The sequence below is a fragment of the Actinomadura rugatobispora genome (genome assembly GCF_055379765.1).
Genome location: NZ_AP029191.1, coordinates 11,414,665 through 11,432,939 on the forward strand (window position 1 = coordinate 11,414,665; position 18,275 = coordinate 11,432,939).

The window sequence follows — 18,275 nt, forward strand, 5'->3', positions numbered from 1 at the left end:
GGCGATTCGTCCCCCCCGGAGGTTCACCGTGTCCGATGCGGAGCACGTCACCGACGTCGTCGTCGTGGGATCGGGAGGCGGCCTGTGCGGCGCCCTGACCGCGGCGGCGAACGGGCTGGAAACGCTGCTGATCGAGAAGCAGCCGCTGCTGGGCGGCTCGACGGCCATGTCGGGCGGCGTCCTGTGGCTGCCCGACAACCCGCTCATGCGCGCCGAGGGCGTCCCCGACTCCCTGGACGACGCCCTGGCCTACTTCGACTCCGTGGTCGGCGACGCCGGCCCCGCCTCGTCGCGCGAGCGGCGCGCCGCCTATGTGACCGAAGGGGCCGAGATGGTCCGCTTCCTCCAGGAGCGGGGCCTGCGGTTCGTCCGGTGCGAGGGGTACAGCGACTACTACGCGGGGGTGGCGGGCATCCGCGGCGGCAGCGTCCGCGGTCGCTCCATCGAACCCGCGGTGACCGCCGGCAGGGAACTCGGGCCGTGGTTCGACACGCTGATGCCGGGCATGACCGCCGCGCTCGGGATCGTCGTGATGACGGGCGAGGCGGCCACGCTGCAGCTCATCAAGCGGCGGCCGAGGGCCGCCGGCGTCGCCGCCCGCGTCGCCGTCCGGACCGCCGCCGGCCGGCTCAGGCGCGAGGGACGGCTCGCCAACGGCGCGGCACTGGTCGCCCAGACCCTCAAGGCCGCCCTCGCGAGCGGCGCCTCGGTCTGGACGGGCACCGGGCTGGTCGACCTGATCGTGGAGGACGGCCGTGTCGCGGGCGTCGTCGCCGAGCGGAACGGCGAGACCGTGCGGATACGCGCCCGCCACGCCGTGCTTCTGAGCTCGGGCGGGTTCGCCCGCAACCCGGAGATGCGCAAGCGGTACTCCAGGCAGCCCAACGACGGAACCTGGACCGTCGCCAATCCCGGTGACACCGGCGAGGCCATTCAGGCCGCCATGCGCATCGGCGCCGCGGTCGACCTCATGGACGAGGCCTGGTGGATCCCTGCCTCCGTCCAGCCCGGCGGCCGCCCCAGCCCGGTCAACGCCGAGCGCTGCAAGCCCGGTTCGATCATCGTCGACCGGGCCGGCCGGCGCTACTTCAACGAGGCGGTCTCGTACATGGAGGCCGGCCGGCGGATGTACGCGCACAACACCGACGGCGACGCCATCCCGAGCTGGCTCGTCATGGACGCCCGCCACCGCGCTCGCTACCTGTTCGGCTTCCGGCCCCGCATTCCCGGGGAGTGGCTCACCAACGGCTACGTGAGGAAGGCCGACACTCTGGAGGAACTCGCCCAGACCTGCGGCATCGACCCGGCAGGGCTGGCCGCCACGGTGCAGGGCTTCAACGCGGCGGCCGAACAGGGCCGGGACCCGGAGTTCCGTCGCGGCGAAGGCGCCCACGAACGGTACCAGGGCGACTACGGCAACAAGCCGAACGCCTCGCTCGCCCCCGTCGACAAGCCGCCGTTCTACGCGGTCGAGCTCTATCCCAGCGACGTGGGCACCAGCGGCGGCCTCCTGTGCGACGAGTTCGCCCGCGTCCTCGACAACGACGGCGACCCGATCCCCGGCCTCTACGCCGCCGGGAACTGCACCGCGTCCCTCATGGGCCGCGCCTACCCAGGGGCGGGCGCGAGCATCGGCGCCAGTTTCGTCTTCTCCCACATCGCCATGAAGCACGCCGCGCGCCTCGCCGGAGCGGAGACGTGACCGGAGAGCACCGGAGGCCGGTGGTGCACGTCGACCCCATCGGAGCCGACCTCGAACCCCTGCCCGGAGAGACGATCATCGAGGCCGCCTGGCGCCTCGGCTACCGCTGGCCCACGGCGTGCCACGGCCAGGCGACCTGCGCGGCCTGCCACATCGAGGTGATCAGCGGCACCGAGCACCTGACTCCCCCCGATGAGGAGGAGCGCGCCACCATCGAAGACCGCCTCCCCCGCCGCCAGGACCCCACCCGATTCAGGCTCGCCTGCCGGGCACAGGCGACCGGCAACGTCACCGTGCGCAAGACCGGCGTACGACGCGAGCCCCGGTGAACCAGGCGAGCGGCTCATGTGTGACTGGACGGTTTCGGCACCTCTCTGTGTCAGCCGCAATGAGCAGAGAGGACTCCAGCTTGTTGGATCAGTGGCGTTGATCGCGGTCTGCGGCCAAGATCAACAAGCCTGTGGCCAGGGGTCGCCCGAGTTACACCTGCCGCCCGCCGGGCTGGCTCATTCAACGGCACGCGTGCCGGCCACAGCCGCCGACGAGAGTGGCTCAAGACATCCGATGGCCGTAAGAGTCAAGCGGCAGTGGTGGGTGGCGGAGGGCGGCGGCGTGCCGTCCGCCCTTGGCGCGGTGGTGGACGTGGTGGGTGCGCGCTCCAGGTGAGGCGATCAGTGCGGAGAACGCGGAGACGACCCGGTCGTTTTCACCCGTCGGTAGGTGACGATCTGGCTTTCGGCCGGACCGGCGGCGCTGCTGGCGGAGACCGGCTTGGCCCCGGCCCGCGCCCCCGGCCGGATGCACCAAGTCCGCTTCCGTTACGCCGCGAACAAGCGCATGCGCCATGCCATCGACTGGTGGGCCTTCACCTCCACCCGTGAAGCCGACTGGGCCAGACATGCCTACGAGGACGCACGCGCCCGCGGCCACGGCGAAGCGCCCTGCGCGGCCTGAGCTCCCGCTGGGCCCGCGTCCTCTGGCGCTGCTGGACCGACCACGTCCCCTATGACCCCGACAAGTACCTGACCGCCAAGCAGGACGACAGTGCGGCCTAACCCCCGCCCCAAAGACCACCCGCGCGGCGCACCGCTCCGCGGGCTCTTTGCCTGTCCAGCCTCCGCCCCCATCCCACCAGCCTTTTTCAGCCCCGCAGGTTGACAACGGGAGTCTGTGTGGTCCATCTCATCAGGAATGCGCTGCGGCCGGTCGCCCGTCGCGATGCCGGCGCGGTGGCCAAGGAGCTGAAGAAGGTCTACACCGCGATCGACGCCGCGCTGGAGGCCCTGGCCGAGTTCGCGGGCACAGATCTGGATCGCAGGTATCCGCAGGCGGTGAAGGTGTTCGAGGACGCCTGGGACCGTTTCACGCCGTTCTTCGCCTTCACCGGCCCGGTCCGCAGGCTGCTCTGCACCACCAACGGGATCGAGTCGCTGAACTCACCAAGGCCCGCGGACACTTCCCCACCACGACGCCGTGGTCAAGCCGCTGTGGCTGGCCATCGTCAACATCGAGGACGAACGCGCCGCCAAATGCGAGCAAGGCGACAAGCACGCCTTCCACGGGACGGGGCCGCGACCGTCGTGGATTTGGGGCAGTGTGGCGGTTTTCTGTCATCCGTGCGCGAGCAGAGGATCTCCGGACGGACCGGCGTCGGCTGGTCATGGCCGCGCGGGCCGGGGCACACGGCGGCCCGTGCACGAGTTCCTGCCCCTTGTCCGCAAGGTGGTCGGGCACGCCGACGGCGTGGTCCAGGACACCATGGTCCGCGCGCTGCCGTGGTCACGCTCGTAATGAACCAGGCGCGCCGGCGATGCCGCCCAGGTGACCGACCCGGCGGCCGACTTCGTCGAGGTGACGATCGCCCGGCGGGACAGGGCTGTCGCCTCGGCGAGATCGGACACGCGGTCTCGCGGACGGAGGAAACTCCGTCCCCGTTCTCTGCAGGCTGGGGCGCCGCCACGAAACTCGGGCTCGGAATCCGGCGGATTCCGAGCCCGAGTCATTGCCGTCCTGGTACTGGTGGTCACTCCTGGACGAGCGGCTGGCCGGCTCTGTCCTTCATCGCGAAGATCGCGACGAGCGAGAGCAGGCAGCAGCCGAGGATGAGGAACGCCGGCATCAGATTGTTGCCGGTCCGGTCGACGAGGAAGGTCGCCATGAACGGCGTCGCCCCGCCGAAGACCGCGGCGCCGATGTTGTGCCCGACCGACAGGCCGCCGTAGCGGTTGCGGGTCGCGAAGATCTCGGCCAGGGCGGCACCGCAGAAGCCCAGGTAGACGCCGTGCAGCGCGCCCAGGATACCGAGCGCGACGAACGCGGGGATCCCACCGCCCTGGATCATCATGAACAGGGGGACCGCGCCGACGACGAACGCGATCGCCGCGACCAGCATGCCGGGCTTGCGGCCCACCCGGTCCGACAGGACCGCGGCGAACGGGATGACGAGGAGGTCGGCCACGATGGCCGTGCCCGTCGCGAAGTAGGCCGTGGTCGAGCTGTAGTCCAGGGCGGTCTTCAGGTATGAGGGCACGTAGGTGAGGATCATGAAGTACCCCATCTGGAGGGGGATACCGATCCCGGCGGCCAGGAAGATGTTGCCCCAGCTGCGGCCGAAGACCTCGCGCGTCACGCTGTCGGCGACCTTGCCGGACTCCTCGAGCTCCTTGAAGTTCGGGGTCTCCTCGAGCTTCAGCCGGATGTAGAGGCCGATCAGGCCCAGCGGTCCGGCGACGAGGAAGGGGACCCGCCAGGCCCACGACTCCAGGGCGTCCCCCGGCAGGACCGCGCTGAGCACCGTCGGCGTCGACAGGCCCAGGAAGAACCCGAGCACGGCCGAGGACTGGATCCAGCTCGCGTAGTAGCCGCGCCGCGCGGTCGGGGCGGCCTCCGCGACGAAGGTGATCGCCCCGCCGACCTCGCCGCCCGCGCAGAAGCCCTGGACCATGCGCAGCAGCACGAGCAGGATCGGCGCCACGATCCCTATCGAGGCGTAGGTCGGCAGCAGCCCCATGGCGAAGGTGGCCGCCGAGATCCCCAGCACCACGATGCACAGGACGGTACGGCGGCCGATCTTGTCACCGAGCGGGCCGATGATCGCACCGCCCAGCGGGCGGATGGCGAACGCGACACCGAAGGTGGCGAACGACAGCAGCAGGGAGGTGGCCTCGCTCCCGCTGGGGAAGAAGAGCGAGCCCATGACGACGGCCATGTAGCCGTAGGCGGCGAAGTCGTACCATTCGAGCAGGTTGCCGATGGACGAGGCGATGAGTGATCTTCGTGAGTTCTCGTGCGAACGCGCGCCTGCGGCGTCCGTCTCTGCGGTGAGTGCCATTGCTGTCGCCTTCGTTCAGGGTGGGGCGATACGCGAGTAGGGGGTCAGCTTTCCGAGGGTTCGATGCGCCGATCGACTTCGAGCTCGATCAGCGTGGGGGTGTCGAGGGGGTGCCGGATCGCCGCGACGGCCGCGTCGAGCTCCGCCGGCGTTCGCACGGTGTGCCCCGCCCCGCCGAGCGAGCGGGCGACGCCCGCCAGGCTGGGCCAGCCGAGGCTGGCGTAGTCGGGGTCCACGCCGTGGTTGATGAGTTTCGGGTACTCCGCGCCGTAGCACCGGTCGTTGACCACGACGAGGAGGAAGGGGATGCGGTTGCGCACGGCCGTGGAGAACTCGACGATCCCCATCATTCCGCCGCCGTCGCCGACCACCGCGACCGTGAGATGGTCCGGGGCGGCGGACGCGGCTCCGATGGCCGCCGCGACTCCCAGGCCGATGGACGACCAGTTCCCTCCGGTCTGGAAGAACCGGGTCCCCGCGTCGGCGTGCAGGTAGCGCCAGGGTGCGGTGACGAAGCGGCCGACGTCGGTGACCACCTGGCGCGGCCGGGGCAGGATCTCGTCCAGCCTGATCATCGCCGTGCGCGGGTCGATGCCGCCGGGGCCGCTCCGGTCGGTGAAGTCCTCGCTCACGGGCACGCCGGGCATGCCGGCCGGCCCGAGGGCGCTGATCCGCCAGGTGCCGGGTTCCAGCTCCGCCTCCCTGAGGCGGTCCAGCATCTCGGTGGCGATGGCCTTGGCGTCGCCGAGGACCACCGCATCGGCGGGCGTGGCGCGCAGCAGCTTCTCCGGGCGCAGGTCGCAGCGGACGATCGCCTTGTCCCGCAGCAGCGCGCCGCCGACGGTGGTGTGGTCGTTGAGCCCCGCCCCGAAGACGATCAGGCAGTCGCTGGAGTTGATCACGTCGAGAGCCTTCGGCCGGGCGACGGTGCCGATGATGCCGATGTCATACGGGTGCCCGGAGAAGAGGTCCTTGGCTCCGGCGGTGCTCGCCAGCGGCGCGCCGAGAGCGTCGGCCAGCCCGACCAGCTCCTTGCCCGCGTCGGCCAGCACCGCTCCCCGTCCGGCGACCACGACCGGGCGCCGGGCGCTGGCCAGCACGCCGAGGGCCCTGTCCAGTGCCGCCTCGTCAGGTCCTGTGACCTGGGGTTCCACCGGACGGAACGGTGATCGCGCGTACTCCAGGTCGGCGAACTGGAAGTCGAACGGGATGTTCAGCACCAGGGGCCGCCGGGTGAGCTCCACCTTGGCCAGCACCATGGCGAGGTCGTCGACGAGGTGCTCGGGGGTGCGCACGCGCCAGTAGTCGGCGCCGGAGAGCCGGGCGAGTCCCTCCAGGTCGATCTCCTGGGGGAAGTAGCGCTTGCTGACCGGATCGCCGGTGATCAGCAGGATCGGGCTGTCGGCGCGGACCGCCTCGACCAGCGCCGTGATCGTGTTGGTCGTGGCGGGGCCGTGGGTGACGGTCACGACGCCGGCCGTGCCGCGGATGCGGGCGTAGCCGTCGGCCATGCTGACCGCTCCGCGCTCGTCGACGGCGGACACGAAGGTGCCGCCCTCGTGCTCGGTGTAGTCGTGGACGTGCAGCATGTTGGCGTCGCCGAGCAGCCCGAAGACGGTGTCGACTCCGTGGTCGCGCAGCGCTCGCGCGACGCAGTGGTGGCCTTTGATCGTCATGGGTGGAGCCTCTCCTCAGTCGTCGGTCGTCCAGCGCAGCCATTCCGCGATGCCGCGACCCAGTACCTGGTCGCGCTCGTCCGCGGAGAGGAAGTCCAGGTCGCGGAAGAACCTCACGAGGTCGTCGTAGGCGCAGGGCAGGCGGGAGAGGTCCGATCCCCAGAACACCCGCCGCGGCCCGAAGACGTCGACCATGCGGCGCACGACCCCCTGCAGCTCGGCGAACGGCCAGGGTTCGCGGACGTAGTACGGCAGCGACGCGGCTTTGACGGCGACGTTGTCGTGTTCGGCCAGGGGCCAGAGATGTTCGAGTTCGGCCCAGACGCGGTCGCCCAGGTCCTCCAGCGGCAGGCCCGCGTGGCAGACCGTCAGCACCAGGCGCGGGAACCGGCGTGCCAGGTCGTCGACGGCGGCGAGGTTCCCGGGGGCGTAGATCATGACGGGGACCGCGTGCTCCTGGGCCGCCCTCCAGAACCAGTCGAGTTCCCGGCGGGCCAGGGCGCGGATGCCGTCCTCGGTGTGGAGCGTCAGGCGGACGCCCAGCATCGCGGGGTCGTCGCACCAGGTCTCCAGTGCTTCGGGACGGGGCGCGCTCAGCGCGTCGAACCGGCCCATGACGGCGAACCGGTCCGGGTGCGCGCGCGCCGCCTCCAGCGCGAAGTCATTGCCGTCGCCCTGCCACGACGGCGGCACCAGCACCGCCCGGTGCACGCCGCACCGGTCCATGTCCGACAGCAGTTCGTCGCCGGACAGGGGCTCGGCGCGCTGGGGCTCGCCGTGACCGGGCGGCCACGGCCGCTCCGGGGTCGAAGGTCCCCAGATATGGACCTGCGCGTCGATGACCAGGGACATGGGGGTGGCTCCCTTCATGGGATCAGGCGCTACTTGAACTCGTGGTGGCGCGGGGTCACCGACGAGCGGTCGAGGTCACCGACGGACGCGACGCCCATGAGGGTGAGCGTCCGGACGATCTCCTCGCGAAGGATCTCCAGGACGTGCCGGACGCCCGCGGCACCGGACACCGCGACGCCGTACAGGTACGGGCGGCCGATCATGACGGCGGACGCGCCGAGCGCGAGCGCCTTGACGACGTCGCTGCCCCGTCTGACGCCGCCGTCCAGCAGCACCTCGGCCTTACCGCCGACCGCCGCCGCGACGTCGGGCAGGGCGTCGAGACTGGCGGGGGCGAAGTCGAGCTGCCGGCCGCCGTGGTTGGACACCACGACGCCGTCGAATCCGAGGCGGACGGCCTGCTCGGCGTCCTCGGGGTTCAGGATTCCCTTGAGGTAGAGGGCGCCCTTCCACTGGTCCCGCATCCAGGCGACGTCGTCCCAGTTCAGCGTCGACTGCATGAGCTCGCGTTCCTGGATGTGCAGGGACTCGACGGCCGCGGCGATCCCGGTCTGCTCGACGAAGTTGTAGCCGCCGAACCGCTGGTGGCGTACCACGTCGTAGGTCCAGCGGGGGTGGCGGGCGAAGTTCAGCGCGGTGCGCGGGGTGAGGATGGGCGGGAGGCCGTTGCCGCGCATCCCGGTACGGCGTTCGCCTTCGCGGCTGCCCTTCACCGGGACGTCGACCGTGACCATCATCGTCCGGTAGCCGGCGCTCCAGGCCCGGCGCATCAGCGACGAGGTCACCGTGCCGGCGCGCGGGTACAGCTGGAACAGGTGGGCTTCGCGGGCCGCCTCGGCGATCTCCTCCAGCGACCAGGACGAGGCCGTGCTGACCACGTACCGGGTGCCCATCCGTTCGGCGACGGCGGCGGCGAGCAGGTCCGTCCTCCAGTGCGCCATGCCGGAGGCGCCGGTCGGTGCCAGCAGCACGGGCAGTGCCAGCGGGATGCCGGCGACGGTCGCGGCGGTGTCGTGGTCCTCGATCCCTTTGAGGACGCCGGGGACCAGTGACCACCGGTCGAAGGCCGAGCGGTTGTCCCGCAGTGTGACGAGGTCGTCGGCGCCGCCGTCGATGTAGTTCCACACCATCGCCGGCAGCCGCCTCCGCGCGGCGCGCCGGTAGTCCTCGATGCTCAGCAGCCGTTCCGGCAGTGTCCACCGGACGTCGAAGCCGAAGAGTTCCAAAGGGGGCTCCTGTATGAGCGGCGAATGTGGGGCGGGGGTCGCGGTCGCGTGCCGCGGGGTCAGGTGACCTTGCCGCGTCCGGAGACGACGGCCTTGGCGATGACGGTGCGCAGGATGTCGCTGGTGCCTTCCCCGATGCTCATCAGCATGGAGTCGCGGAACAGCCGCTCGACCTCGTACTCCTGCGAGTAGCCGTAGCCGCCGTGGATGCGCATCGCGTCCTGCGCGGCGGTCACGGCCACCTCGGACGCGAACAGCTTGGCCATGCCGGTCTCGAGGTCGGCGCGGTCGGTGTCGTCCTTGGCGACCGCGGCCCAGCGGACGAGCAGCCGCGCCGCCTGCAGGGTGGTGGCCATGTCGGCGAGCTTGAGCTGGATGGCCTGGTGCTCGGCGATCGGCTTGCCGAACGTGCGGCGCTCGCGGGAGTAGGCCAGGGACTCGTCGTAGCTGCGCTGGGCGATGCCGAGGCTGCGGGCGGCGACGTTGATGCGGCCGACCTCCAGCGCGGAGAGCGCCTGCTGCAGGCCCCTGCCCTCGGTGCCGCCGAGGAGGTTCGCGGCGGGCACGCGGACCTCGTCCAGCGTGACCTCGCAGCTCTCCGGGCCCTTGTAGCCGAGTTTGGGCAGGTCGCGGGCGACCTCGTAACCGGGGCTGGCGGCGTCGACGAGCAGGATGCTCATGCCCCGGTGCGCCGGGTCGGCCTTCGGGTCGGTCTTGACCAGGACGGGCAGCGGGTCGGCGAAGCGGGCGTTGGTGATCCAGGTCTTGGTGCCGGTGACGATGTAGTGGTCGCCGTCGCGGCGGGCGCGGGTGGTGATGCCCTGGAGGTCGCTGCCCGCGTCGGGTTCGGTCAGGGCGATGCCGGTGCGGCGGGCGCCGGTGGCCAGCTCGGGCAGGTAGCGGCGCCGCTGGTCCTCGGTGCCGTGCCGGTTGATCATCCAGGTGGCCAGGGTGTGGCTGCCCAGGATGCCGGCGATGCCCATCCAGCCCCGCGCGATCTCCTCGAACAGCAGGGAGTAGGAGACGAAGTCGACGTCCATCCCGCCGTACTCGTCCGGGATGAGCGCGCCGAAGAAGCCGAGTCCCTTCATCGTCTCGACGATCTCGGTCGGGTATCGGCCGGAGTGCTCGGCGTCCCGGGCGACCGGGATGATCTCCTTGTCCACGAACGCCCGCACGCTGTCGCGGAACTGGCGCTGCTCGTCGGTGAGTGCGAAGTCCATGCTCTCGTCCTGTCAGTTCTCGGTGGTCCCGAAAGCCCCGGCGGCGCGCAGGGCGTCCTGTTCCCGGGGGGTGTAGCCGCACAGGTCGGTGAGGACGGCACCGTTGTCCTCCCCGAGCGCGGGCGCGCGGCGGTGCCGGTCGCGGGGTTCGCCGACCCGGGCGGCCGTGGCGACCTGGCGGACCCGGCCCCATACGGGGTGGTCGACCTCCAGCACCAGGCCGCGGGCGGCGGAGTGCTCCTCGGCCAGGGCCTCGGGGACGGTGTTCACCCGCGCGCACGGCACCCCGTGCTCTTCGAGCAGCGGAAGCCATTCGGCGGTGGTGCGGGCGATCAGTGCCTTCTGCACCAGCCCCAGCACCTCCTCGCGGTGGTCGGCGCGCCCGGCGAAGTCTCCGAACCGCGGGTCGGCGCCCCACTCGGGCTCGCCCAGCGCCGTGACCAGGCGCCGCCAGAACTTCTCCTTCGGGCACGCGACGACGATCCAGGAGTCGGCGGTGCGGAAGTTCTGGAACGGGACCAGGCTCGGGTGGGCGGAGTTCGCGGTGCGCGCGGGCTCGTGCCCGGCGGTCAGATGCCAGGCGGCCAGGTAGTTCAGCATGGAGATCGCGGTGTCGTAGAGGCTGACGTCGCAGTCGGTGCCGATCCCCGTCTCCCGCGCCCCGTGCACCCCGGCCAGCAGTGCCAGTGCCGCGGTGACACCGCCCGCGAAGTCCACCAGCGAGGCGCCCGACTTCGTCGGCGGCCCGTCGGGGGCCCCGGTGAGGCTCATCCAGCCGGCCAGCCCCTGCAGCAGGTAGTCGTAGCCCGGCTGGCTCCGCCTCGGCCCGCTCATCCCGAACCCGCTCAGCGAACAGCACACGATCCGCGGGTTGACGTGGGCGAGTTGCCGGTAGGTGATGCCCAGCTTCTCCGGGACGTCGCCGCGCAGGTTGGAGTAGACCGCGTCCGCGTTGGCGACGAGGCGTTCGAACACCTCCCTTCCGGAGGGGTTGCGGACGTCGAGCACGACGGACCGCTTGTTGCGGTTGATGCTCTGGAAGAACAGCGAGTCCGGCCCGCGGTCCTCGGCACCGGCCTGGGTTCCGGGCTGGGTTCCGGTGGTGTAGGGCGGGGTGAACCGGCCGACGTCACCGCCCACGGCCGGGTCCTCGATCTTGATCACGTCGGCGCCGAGATCGGCCAGGTGCAGCGAGCCGAACGGGCCCGCGCCGTACTGCTCGACGGCGATCACCCGCAGCCCCTGCAGCGGCAGCCGCCCCCCGCTCATGGCCGTTCCTCCAGGCCGTCCAGGGTGAGCGCGCCCGCACGCGGCTCGGGGAAGGGCGTCCCGGCCGTCGCGGAGGAGCGGCGGTTCACCATCACCGAGCGCCGGAACGACAGGCACTTCTCGCCGTCCTGGTTGAGCCCCCGCGTGTAGGTGGAGACGATGCCGACGTCGGGACGCGACTTCGACTCCCTCACCCCTGTGCAGATGGACTCCGCGTAGAGGGTGTCCCCGACGAACACCGGGTGCGTCAGCCGGATGTCGGTCATCTCCAGGTTGGCGACGGCGTTCTGGCTGATGTCGGACACGGTCTGGCCCAGCACGAGCGCGATCGTGAAACCGGAGTTCACCAGCGGCCGTCCGTACGGCGTTCCCTCGGAGTAGTGGGCGTTGAAGTGCGACTGGTGGGTGTTCATCGTCAGGAGCGTGAACCAGGTGTTGTCCGCTTCGGAGATGGTGCGGCCCAGCGGATGCCGGTAGACCGCCCCCACTTCGAAGTCCTCCAGGAACCGCCCTGGACGCGGCGTCGTCATGCCCGCACCCCCGCCATGGCGCCGGGGGACGACGGTGCCTGCGACACCGCGCCCAGGACGGAGAGGAAGCCGAGGTCGCCCGCGCCGCCCAGGCCGAGCACGCCGCCTTCGAGCACTGCGACGCCGTCGGCGTCCAGGCCCAGCGCGGCGTTCGCCCGGAACTTCGCGACGATCTCGTCCACGGACATGGGGTTCTCCTCGCCTCCCCGCTGGTAGCGCAACTCCGCTGTGTGGGTGCGCCCGTCGGTGGTGCGCAACGTGACACCGCCGCCGAAGGAGTCCGGACGCGGCGAGTACTGCTTGAGCTCGTAGCCCACCTTCGGGGTGAGCGCGAGCACCCGCTCGTCCCGTACCGCCGAGGGCAGGAAGCTCGTCACGTCGACCTTGCCGTGCACCAGCAGGGCGCCCAGGCAGTACGGGAGGCTGAACTTGGCGTCGTAGGGCGTGCGCGGGCGCACCTTGTCCGCCGCCGGCTCCAGCACGAGCGCCACGCCCGTCTCGTCGGAGAAGGCGGTGATGCTGTCGACCTCTTCCGGCGTGATCGGGTGCTCGGCGAGGATCTCGCGGAGCGCGTCGACGGGTGCGTGGGCGTAGTGGCAGGCGGGGTAGGGCTTGATCGCGATCCGCGGGGTCTCCCACACCGTGCCCAGTTCGCCGACCAGCGCCTCCAGCCGTCCGAGCGCCTCACCGAACCCGTGCGCGTAGGTGGCGTAGTACCCGCGGGCGCCCTCGAAGACCGATGCGGGGCCGGTGCCTCCGTGGGCCGCGAGGCGGGCCGCGGTCAGTCCCGCCTGGGCGGCCCAGCCGGGGTGCAGCTTCTTGGTCTCGGCGCCGTCGGCGAGGAACTCCAGCAGGCCGCCGGCCATGCTGCCGGCGATCCCGAGAGCGTGGGCGGTGCGATCCGCGTCGAGGCGGCGGACCCGGCAGGCTGCGGCCGTCGCCCCGAACACCCCGGCCATCCCCGTCGGGTGGAAGCCGCGCTTGTGGAACACCCCTCCCGCGGCGGCGCCGACGCGCGTCGACACCTCGTTGCCCGCCACGATCGCGGCCAGCGTGTCGGCGCCGGACGCGCCGTGGGCCTCGGCCGCGGCGAGCGCGGCCGGGGTCACGGCCGCGCTGACGTGCACGACCGAGTCCGGGTGGGTGTCGTCGAAGTCCAGGGCGTGGCACAGCGTCCCGTTGATCATCGCGGCCTCGGTCGAGGGCAGCCCGCGGCCGCCGATCGCGGTGCTGGGCCCGCCGACCCCCGCCTCGTCGGCGGCGGCCGACACGTACGGCGCCTCCCCGAGGGCGAAGGCCGCGACCCCGCATCCGATCGCGTCGAGGGCGTGCAGCGCGCCCGCGGCCCGGACGTCCGCCGGCAGCCCCTCAACGTCCAGGGCGACGACGAACCGAGCGAGCCGCTGTGACACCGACTCCGCCGAGTGACTCATCTACCACGGTCCTTCCTGCCTGACGGGTCACCCGCGACCACGCCTCTGATCCGGTGGGAGGTCTTCGCGACTCCCCTTGTTCGCTCAACGGTCGTTTGTACGCTGGCCGACATTAAATCGGTTGCGACCGCGATGTCAACGGTGTGGCCGAAATCGGTGTTCACGTAGGCTACCTGCGGTAATGACAGTCCCACCGGGCCGGGTGCCACCCAGCGAACAGTTGGTCGTACACTGCAACACGGACACCGGCCGCGACGGCAGCCCAGCGGGAACGGCAGCACGAACGGCGAGCGGGAGACGTCGCGGATCCCCACGACGATGAGGACGAACTGGAGCCACAGTGGACGACGAGGCAACGGCCGGCGACAAGGCGGCCGTCCGGCCGGCGGCCGCGTCACGGCGGGCCCCCAAGGCCGCCAAGGCGACCACGGCCGCCCGACCGGCCAAGGCCCCCGAGGCGCTGGAGTCGCTCGAACGGCAACTGGCCGTCCTGGCCGTCTTCGACGCCGCCCACCCGTCGCTGACGCTGAGCGAGGTCGCCGCCCTCACCAACACCACGCGCCCCACCGCACGGCGGATCTTGCTGACGTTGAAGTCGCTGGGTTACGTCCGTGCGGACGGCCGCCAGTTCTCCCTGACCCCGAAGGTGCTGAACTTCGGCTGGAGCTTCTTCGCCTCACTCAACCTGGAGGAGGCGGTACAGCCCGTCCTGAACGACCTGCGGACGGCGATCGACGAGTCGTGCTCGGTCGGGCTGCTCGACGGGCGGGACATCGTCTACATCGCCCGCGCCTTCACCCGCCGCATCACCACGATCAGGGGACGGATCGGTTCCCGGCTGCCCGCGCACGCGACCGCGATGGGCCACGCCCTGCTCGCCCACCTCGACGACGGCGAACTCGACGCCTGGCTCGCCGAGGAGCCGCTCCAGGAGTACACCGAGCGGACTCTCACCGACCCCGCGCACCTGCGCCGCGAGCTGATGGAGACCAGACGGCAGGGCTGGGCGCTCGTCGACGGGGAGCTCGAGACGGGTCTGCGCGCCATCGCCGCCCCCATCGCCGGCGCGGACGGCCGGGTGGTCGCGGCGGTGAGCGTCTCCACGATCTCCGCCCGCACCATGATCTCGGACCTGCGCAAGCATGTTCCGGCCCTGCTCGAGACCGCGGAGGCCCTGTCACCGGTATTCCGTCTGAACGACGACTGATCGGGTTCTCCGGAGGTCCCGGGGAAACCGGCACGGCATCGACACGAGGAGTCACGGCGCGAATGACCCGCACCGCAGAGAACTTCAGCGCATGCTCCTGGCTGTTCGCCCCGGGCGACAGCGAAAGGAAGATGGAAAAGGCCGCCGCCTGCCCTGCGGACATCGTCCTGCTCGATCTGGAGGACGCGGTCGCGGAAACGGAGAAGGGCACGGCCCGGGCGATGGTCCCGGCCTTTCTCGAAACCCGGCCGGTGAAGGACAGGAGCCGGCTTTGGGTGCGGATCAATCCTCTCGACGGCCCCCACGCGCTGGCCGACCTGGCAGCGGTGATGCCGGCCCGGCCCGGCGGCATCATGCTTCCCAAGTCACGCGGCCGCGAGGACGTGGAGCTGCTCGACCACTACCTTTCGGCTCTGGAAGTCTCCGCCGGTATCGAGCAAGGTTCGACAAAAGTCATCGCCCTGCTGACCGAGACGGCGGAGGCCATGTTCACCGCCGGCACCTACAAGGGCGCGCCGCGCCTGGTCGCCATGACCTGGGGTGCGGAAGATCTCGCCGATGCCGTCGGGGCCGGTGGCAACCGCAACCCCGACGGCGGCTACGGCTTCACCTATGAGCTGGCCAGAAGCCTGTGCCTGCTGGGTGCGGCCGCCGCCGGAGTGACACCCGTCGAAACCATCGAAGGCGACTTCCGTGATCTGGAAGGCCTGCGCGACCGGGCCGAGAAGGTACGCCGTGACGGCTATCGCGGCATGCTGGCCATCCACCCCTCGCAGGTCGAGGTGATCAACGCGGCCTTCGCGCCCACCGAGGAGGAACTGACGGCGGCCCAAGAGATCGTCGATCTGTTCGCCGCCAACCCCGGCGCCGGAACCATCGGTCTCAACGGCGCCATGCTCGACCGTCCCCACCTCGCCCGCGCGCGGGCGCTGCTGGCATCGAGGGGACGCGCATGACGGTCGTTTCCGGTGCCGCTGCCCTGGATTCAGCCCGTTCCTGCTCATGGCGCCCGCGCCGCTCCGGGGTCCGGACACCTCCCCGAACACGGTCGTGAGGCGGCCCAAGGCGTTGAAGGCGAAGTTGGTGGAAACGCCGCCGCCGGCGAGCGGTGCCACGGTGAGCTCCCCCCACGGCACGGACACCTGACCTGAGGTCACCCTTGATCATCAAGAGGGATGTCCGTCATCCCCTCGCCACACCCGGCGGCCGTTCCGTCGAGCCGGCGCACCAGGGCGGCAAGCCGCTCATCCAGCTCGCCAAGGACCTGGGTACCAGTCGTTCCCGCTTACCGGGTAAATCAGGCCGACGCCGACGACGACAAGGGCGGCGAGTCGGGTCGGCTGACCAGCACCGAGAGAAGGAATTGGACGACCAGCGACCGAACGTGCCACCTCTGAGGGGATCAACATGACGATATCAAGTGTTCAAGCTCAGTATGCAGGCAGAAACTGCGGTGGCCCGGCGGAACGCCGAAGGCGTCCGCATGATCCGCTATCAAGTTCCGAAAGATAGGACTGCCTCAGAGCGTTGGGCTCCGTTCGATGTGGCCGGATGCACGGAAATGACTTCTCCGGTAATCACCAGGTCCTGGTCAGGCGCGTGTTCTGGGCCGGAGGCCAACTCAGGCGGGCTTGCTGCCTGGCAACGCGTGTGGGTGACCGTTATGACGCGGGGTTTCGGTCGCGGACGGTTAGTTTCACTGGGATGCCGGTGAGCCTTGCCATGTTCGACTCGGGTTCGTAGCTTCCCGGGCCGTGGGGCATGAGGGCGTTCACGTTGACTCCGGGGTGCTCTCGCGACAGGCGGAGGCCGGGCTGGAGGCCCCAGCCGTGTTCCATGGAGACCACGCCCGGGCGCAGGGCGGGGTCGATCTCGGCCTCTGCTTGGGTGTGCCCCCATTCCGACCGGATCTCCACCAGCGCGCCGTCGGTGATGCCGTGCCGGGCGGCGTCGGCGGGGTTGACGGCCAGGCGGTTGCGGTCGCCTCGTTTGGTGTGCGGAAGGTTGGCGTACCAGGAGTTGTGCATGCGGGCGTCGCGCCGGCTGATCAGTTTGATGGTGGCGGGCTCCTCGGCGGCGAGTTCGTCGAAGATCTTCGCGCAGCGGTCGATCGCGGCGTCGAAGGAGGGCGGGCGGCAGTCGACGCGCCCGTCGGCGGTCTGGACGTGGCGTTCGAAGAGCGTCCCCGGTTCGGGCGGGCCGACCTCGACGCCGCGGGGGCCGGCCGTCACCCGCTCGCGGGTCAGCCCGCCCGCGCGCAGCATGTGCTCGACCCGGCCCCAACGCACCTGCTCGGGATCGGGGGCGTCCAGTGGCGAGGGCAGTCCCATCTCCTGGGCGATGCGAGCGAACATCCACCATTCCTCGCGGCGCTCGAAGCGCGGTTCGGAGACGCGCGGTGTCCAGTGGACGAAGGTGCCCGGCTGCTGCATGCCGAGCGTCGAGAGGTTGACGTCCTCGCGCTCGAACTGGTCCGCGGCCGGGAGCAGCCAGTGGGCGTACTCGCCGGTGGCGTTCGGGTAGAGGTCGATGGAGACCAGCAGGTCGAGCCTGGAGAGGGCGCGGCGGAGGGCGGCCTCTCCGGGCAGGCTCAGCAGCGGGTTGCCCGCCAGCACCACCAGCGCCCGGATGGGCTCGGTCGCGTGCAGGACGTAGTCGGCCAGCAGGGTGCCGGGCAGGTGACCGCGGCGCATGGTGCCGAACTCGCCGTTCACGATGTCGTCGGCGAGGTCGCCGCGGGCCTTTCGGGCGGCGGGGTAGACCTCGCGGCCGGCGATGTTGCCGCCGCGGGCGTCCAGGTTGCCGGTGACGAACACCAGCATGGTCATCAGCCAGTAGGCCAGCATGCCCTGGCGGCCCATGTTGACCCCGGTGGACATATGCGCGGCGGCGCGCGGGGCCTCGGCGAACTCCCGGGCGACCCGCGCGATCAGGTCCGCGTCCAGCCCGCAGACCGGTGCGACCCGTTCGGGCGGGTAGCGGCGCACGAAGGCGCGCAGGCCGTCCAGATGGGCGCCGTGTTCCGCGAGTTCGCCGGGGAAGCCCCGGGTGCGCTCGATCTCGCACAGCAGCGCGGCCAGGAAGTAGACGTCGGTGTCGGGTCTGATCGGGATCGTGGTGCCGGTCCGGCGGCCCGCGCTCTCGGTGTCGCGCGGATTGACGAACCATATCCGGGCACCGCGCGCGGCGGCGTCGGTCAGTTCCCGGTAGGCGTTGGGCATGGAGATGAAGCTGCCCTTGCTGACCCGCCAGTTGGAGCCGAGGAGCAGCAGCACGTCGGTGTGCCGGACGTCGGGGAGCGGGTGCAGTGCCGACGTTCCGAACATCGCGGTGCTCGCGGCGAACTTGTTGCTGCAGTCCTGGGTCGCCGAGCTGAAGACCCGCTCGACGCCCAGCCGCTGGAACAGTTCGGGCGGGGCGATCCCGATCATGCTGTTGAAGCTCGCCGGGTTGCCGAGGTAGAGGCCGATGGCCTCGGGGCCGTGGTGGCGGTGGACCTCCGACAGCCCGGCGGCGACGGCGCCGATCGCCTCGTCCCAGGTCCGGCGGACGAGCCGTCCGCCTGTGCGCTGCGCGGGATGGTCGAGGCGGTCCGGGTCGTGGTGGATGTCGACGCCCGCCAGTCCCTTGCGGCAGGCGAAGCCGCGCGACATGGGGTGGTCGCGGTCCGGTTCCAGGGCGCGCAGCGCCCCGTCCTCCACGGTCGCGATCAGCCCGCAGGACGGTTCGCACACTCGGCAGTAGGTGTGCACGCGCACTTCGTCCATGAGGGCCTCCGGGCGCCAAAAACTAAAGCTTATAGATTATTGTCACTGTAATCCCCGGA

14 protein-coding genes and 1 pseudogene are annotated in these 18,275 nt (G+C 70.9%); 6 read left to right on the forward strand and 9 right to left on the reverse strand.

All coding sequences use genetic code 11. The features are described 5' to 3' along the window. Window positions 1–28: 28 nt before the first annotated feature. From ACZ466_RS51170 to ACZ466_RS51185, 4 genes and pseudogenes are all read left to right on the forward strand, one after another. Window positions 29–1,702 carry an FAD-dependent oxidoreductase gene (locus ACZ466_RS51170; RefSeq protein WP_378282863.1) on the forward strand — a complete coding sequence of 558 codons (1,674 nt, stop codon included), beginning with the start codon at window positions 29–31 and terminating at the stop codon, window positions 1,700–1,702. After that, a complete protein-coding gene (locus ACZ466_RS51175) occupies window positions 1,699–2,031 on the forward strand; it encodes a 2Fe-2S iron-sulfur cluster-binding protein (protein WP_378282862.1) in 333 nt (110 codons plus the stop codon). The genes ACZ466_RS51170 and ACZ466_RS51175 overlap by 4 nt, the downstream gene beginning before the upstream one ends. A gap of 391 nt (window positions 2,032–2,422) precedes the next feature. Continuing rightward, window positions 2,423–2,656, forward strand: coding sequence for a hypothetical protein (locus ACZ466_RS51180; RefSeq protein ID WP_378282861.1), 234 nt, complete (start codon window positions 2,423–2,425; stop codon window positions 2,654–2,656). A 215-nt stretch (window positions 2,657–2,871) separates the two neighbouring features. After that, window positions 2,872–3,259 (forward strand): annotated as a pseudogene (locus ACZ466_RS51185) (transposase); the annotation flags it as partial. A gap of 466 nt (window positions 3,260–3,725) precedes the next feature. On the opposite strand, the gene ACZ466_RS51190 reads toward ACZ466_RS51185, so the two are convergent. Genes ACZ466_RS51190 through ACZ466_RS51225 form a run of 8 tightly spaced genes read right to left on the reverse strand, consistent with a single transcriptional unit; the run spans window position 3,726 to window position 13,242 of the window. Further along, a complete protein-coding gene (locus tag ACZ466_RS51190; RefSeq protein ID WP_378282860.1) occupies window positions 3,726–5,033 on the reverse strand; it encodes an MFS transporter in 1,308 nt (435 codons plus the stop codon). 44 nt (window positions 5,034–5,077) lie between these two features. Further along, window positions 5,078–6,709, reverse strand: coding sequence for a thiamine pyrophosphate-binding protein (locus tag ACZ466_RS51195; RefSeq protein WP_378282859.1), 1,632 nt, complete (start codon window positions 6,707–6,709; stop codon window positions 5,078–5,080). A gap of 15 nt (window positions 6,710–6,724) precedes the next feature. Beyond that, entirely contained in the window at window positions 6,725–7,561 is an 837-nt protein-coding gene (locus tag ACZ466_RS51200; RefSeq protein WP_378282858.1) for an amidohydrolase family protein, read from the reverse strand. Window positions 7,562–7,590: 29 nt separating this feature from the next. Beyond that, on the reverse strand, window positions 7,591–8,787 hold the full coding sequence (locus ACZ466_RS51205; protein WP_378282857.1) for an alpha-hydroxy acid oxidase: 1,197 nt from the start codon (window positions 8,785–8,787) through the stop codon (window positions 7,591–7,593). Window positions 8,788–8,846: 59 nt separating this feature from the next. Then, entirely contained in the window at window positions 8,847–10,010 is a 1,164-nt protein-coding gene (locus ACZ466_RS51210) for an acyl-CoA dehydrogenase family protein (RefSeq protein ID WP_378282856.1), read from the reverse strand. A 12-nt stretch (window positions 10,011–10,022) separates the two neighbouring features. Further along, on the reverse strand, window positions 10,023–11,279 hold the full coding sequence (locus tag ACZ466_RS51215) for a CaiB/BaiF CoA transferase family protein (RefSeq protein ID WP_378282855.1): 1,257 nt from the start codon (window positions 11,277–11,279) through the stop codon (window positions 10,023–10,025). Then, window positions 11,276–11,809: a MaoC family dehydratase gene (locus tag ACZ466_RS51220; RefSeq protein ID WP_378282854.1), complete on the reverse strand. Its 534-nt coding sequence runs from the start codon at window positions 11,807–11,809 to the stop codon at window positions 11,276–11,278. Before ACZ466_RS51220 ends, ACZ466_RS51215 begins: the two co-directional genes overlap by 4 nt. Further along, entirely contained in the window at window positions 11,806–13,242 is a 1,437-nt protein-coding gene (locus tag ACZ466_RS51225; RefSeq protein WP_378282853.1) for an MmgE/PrpD family protein, read from the reverse strand. Before ACZ466_RS51225 ends, ACZ466_RS51220 begins: the two co-directional genes overlap by 4 nt. Window positions 13,243–13,582: 340 nt before the next feature. Here ACZ466_RS51225 and ACZ466_RS51230 point away from each other — a divergent pair, with 340 nt between their 5' ends. Together ACZ466_RS51230 and ACZ466_RS51235 are read left to right on the forward strand one after the other, a co-directional pair. Continuing rightward, window positions 13,583–14,449, forward strand: a complete 867-nt coding sequence (locus tag ACZ466_RS51230) for an IclR family transcriptional regulator domain-containing protein (protein WP_378282852.1) — start codon at window positions 13,583–13,585, stop codon at window positions 14,447–14,449. A gap of 62 nt (window positions 14,450–14,511) precedes the next feature. Further along, window positions 14,512–15,405, forward strand: coding sequence for an HpcH/HpaI aldolase/citrate lyase family protein (locus tag ACZ466_RS51235; protein ID WP_378282851.1), 894 nt, complete (start codon window positions 14,512–14,514; stop codon window positions 15,403–15,405). A 705-nt stretch (window positions 15,406–16,110) separates the two neighbouring features. Here ACZ466_RS51235 and ACZ466_RS51240 read toward each other — a convergent pair. After that, a complete protein-coding gene (locus ACZ466_RS51240; protein WP_378282850.1) occupies window positions 16,111–18,216 on the reverse strand; it encodes a molybdopterin-containing oxidoreductase family protein in 2,106 nt (701 codons plus the stop codon). Window positions 18,217–18,275: the final 59 nt, after the last annotated feature.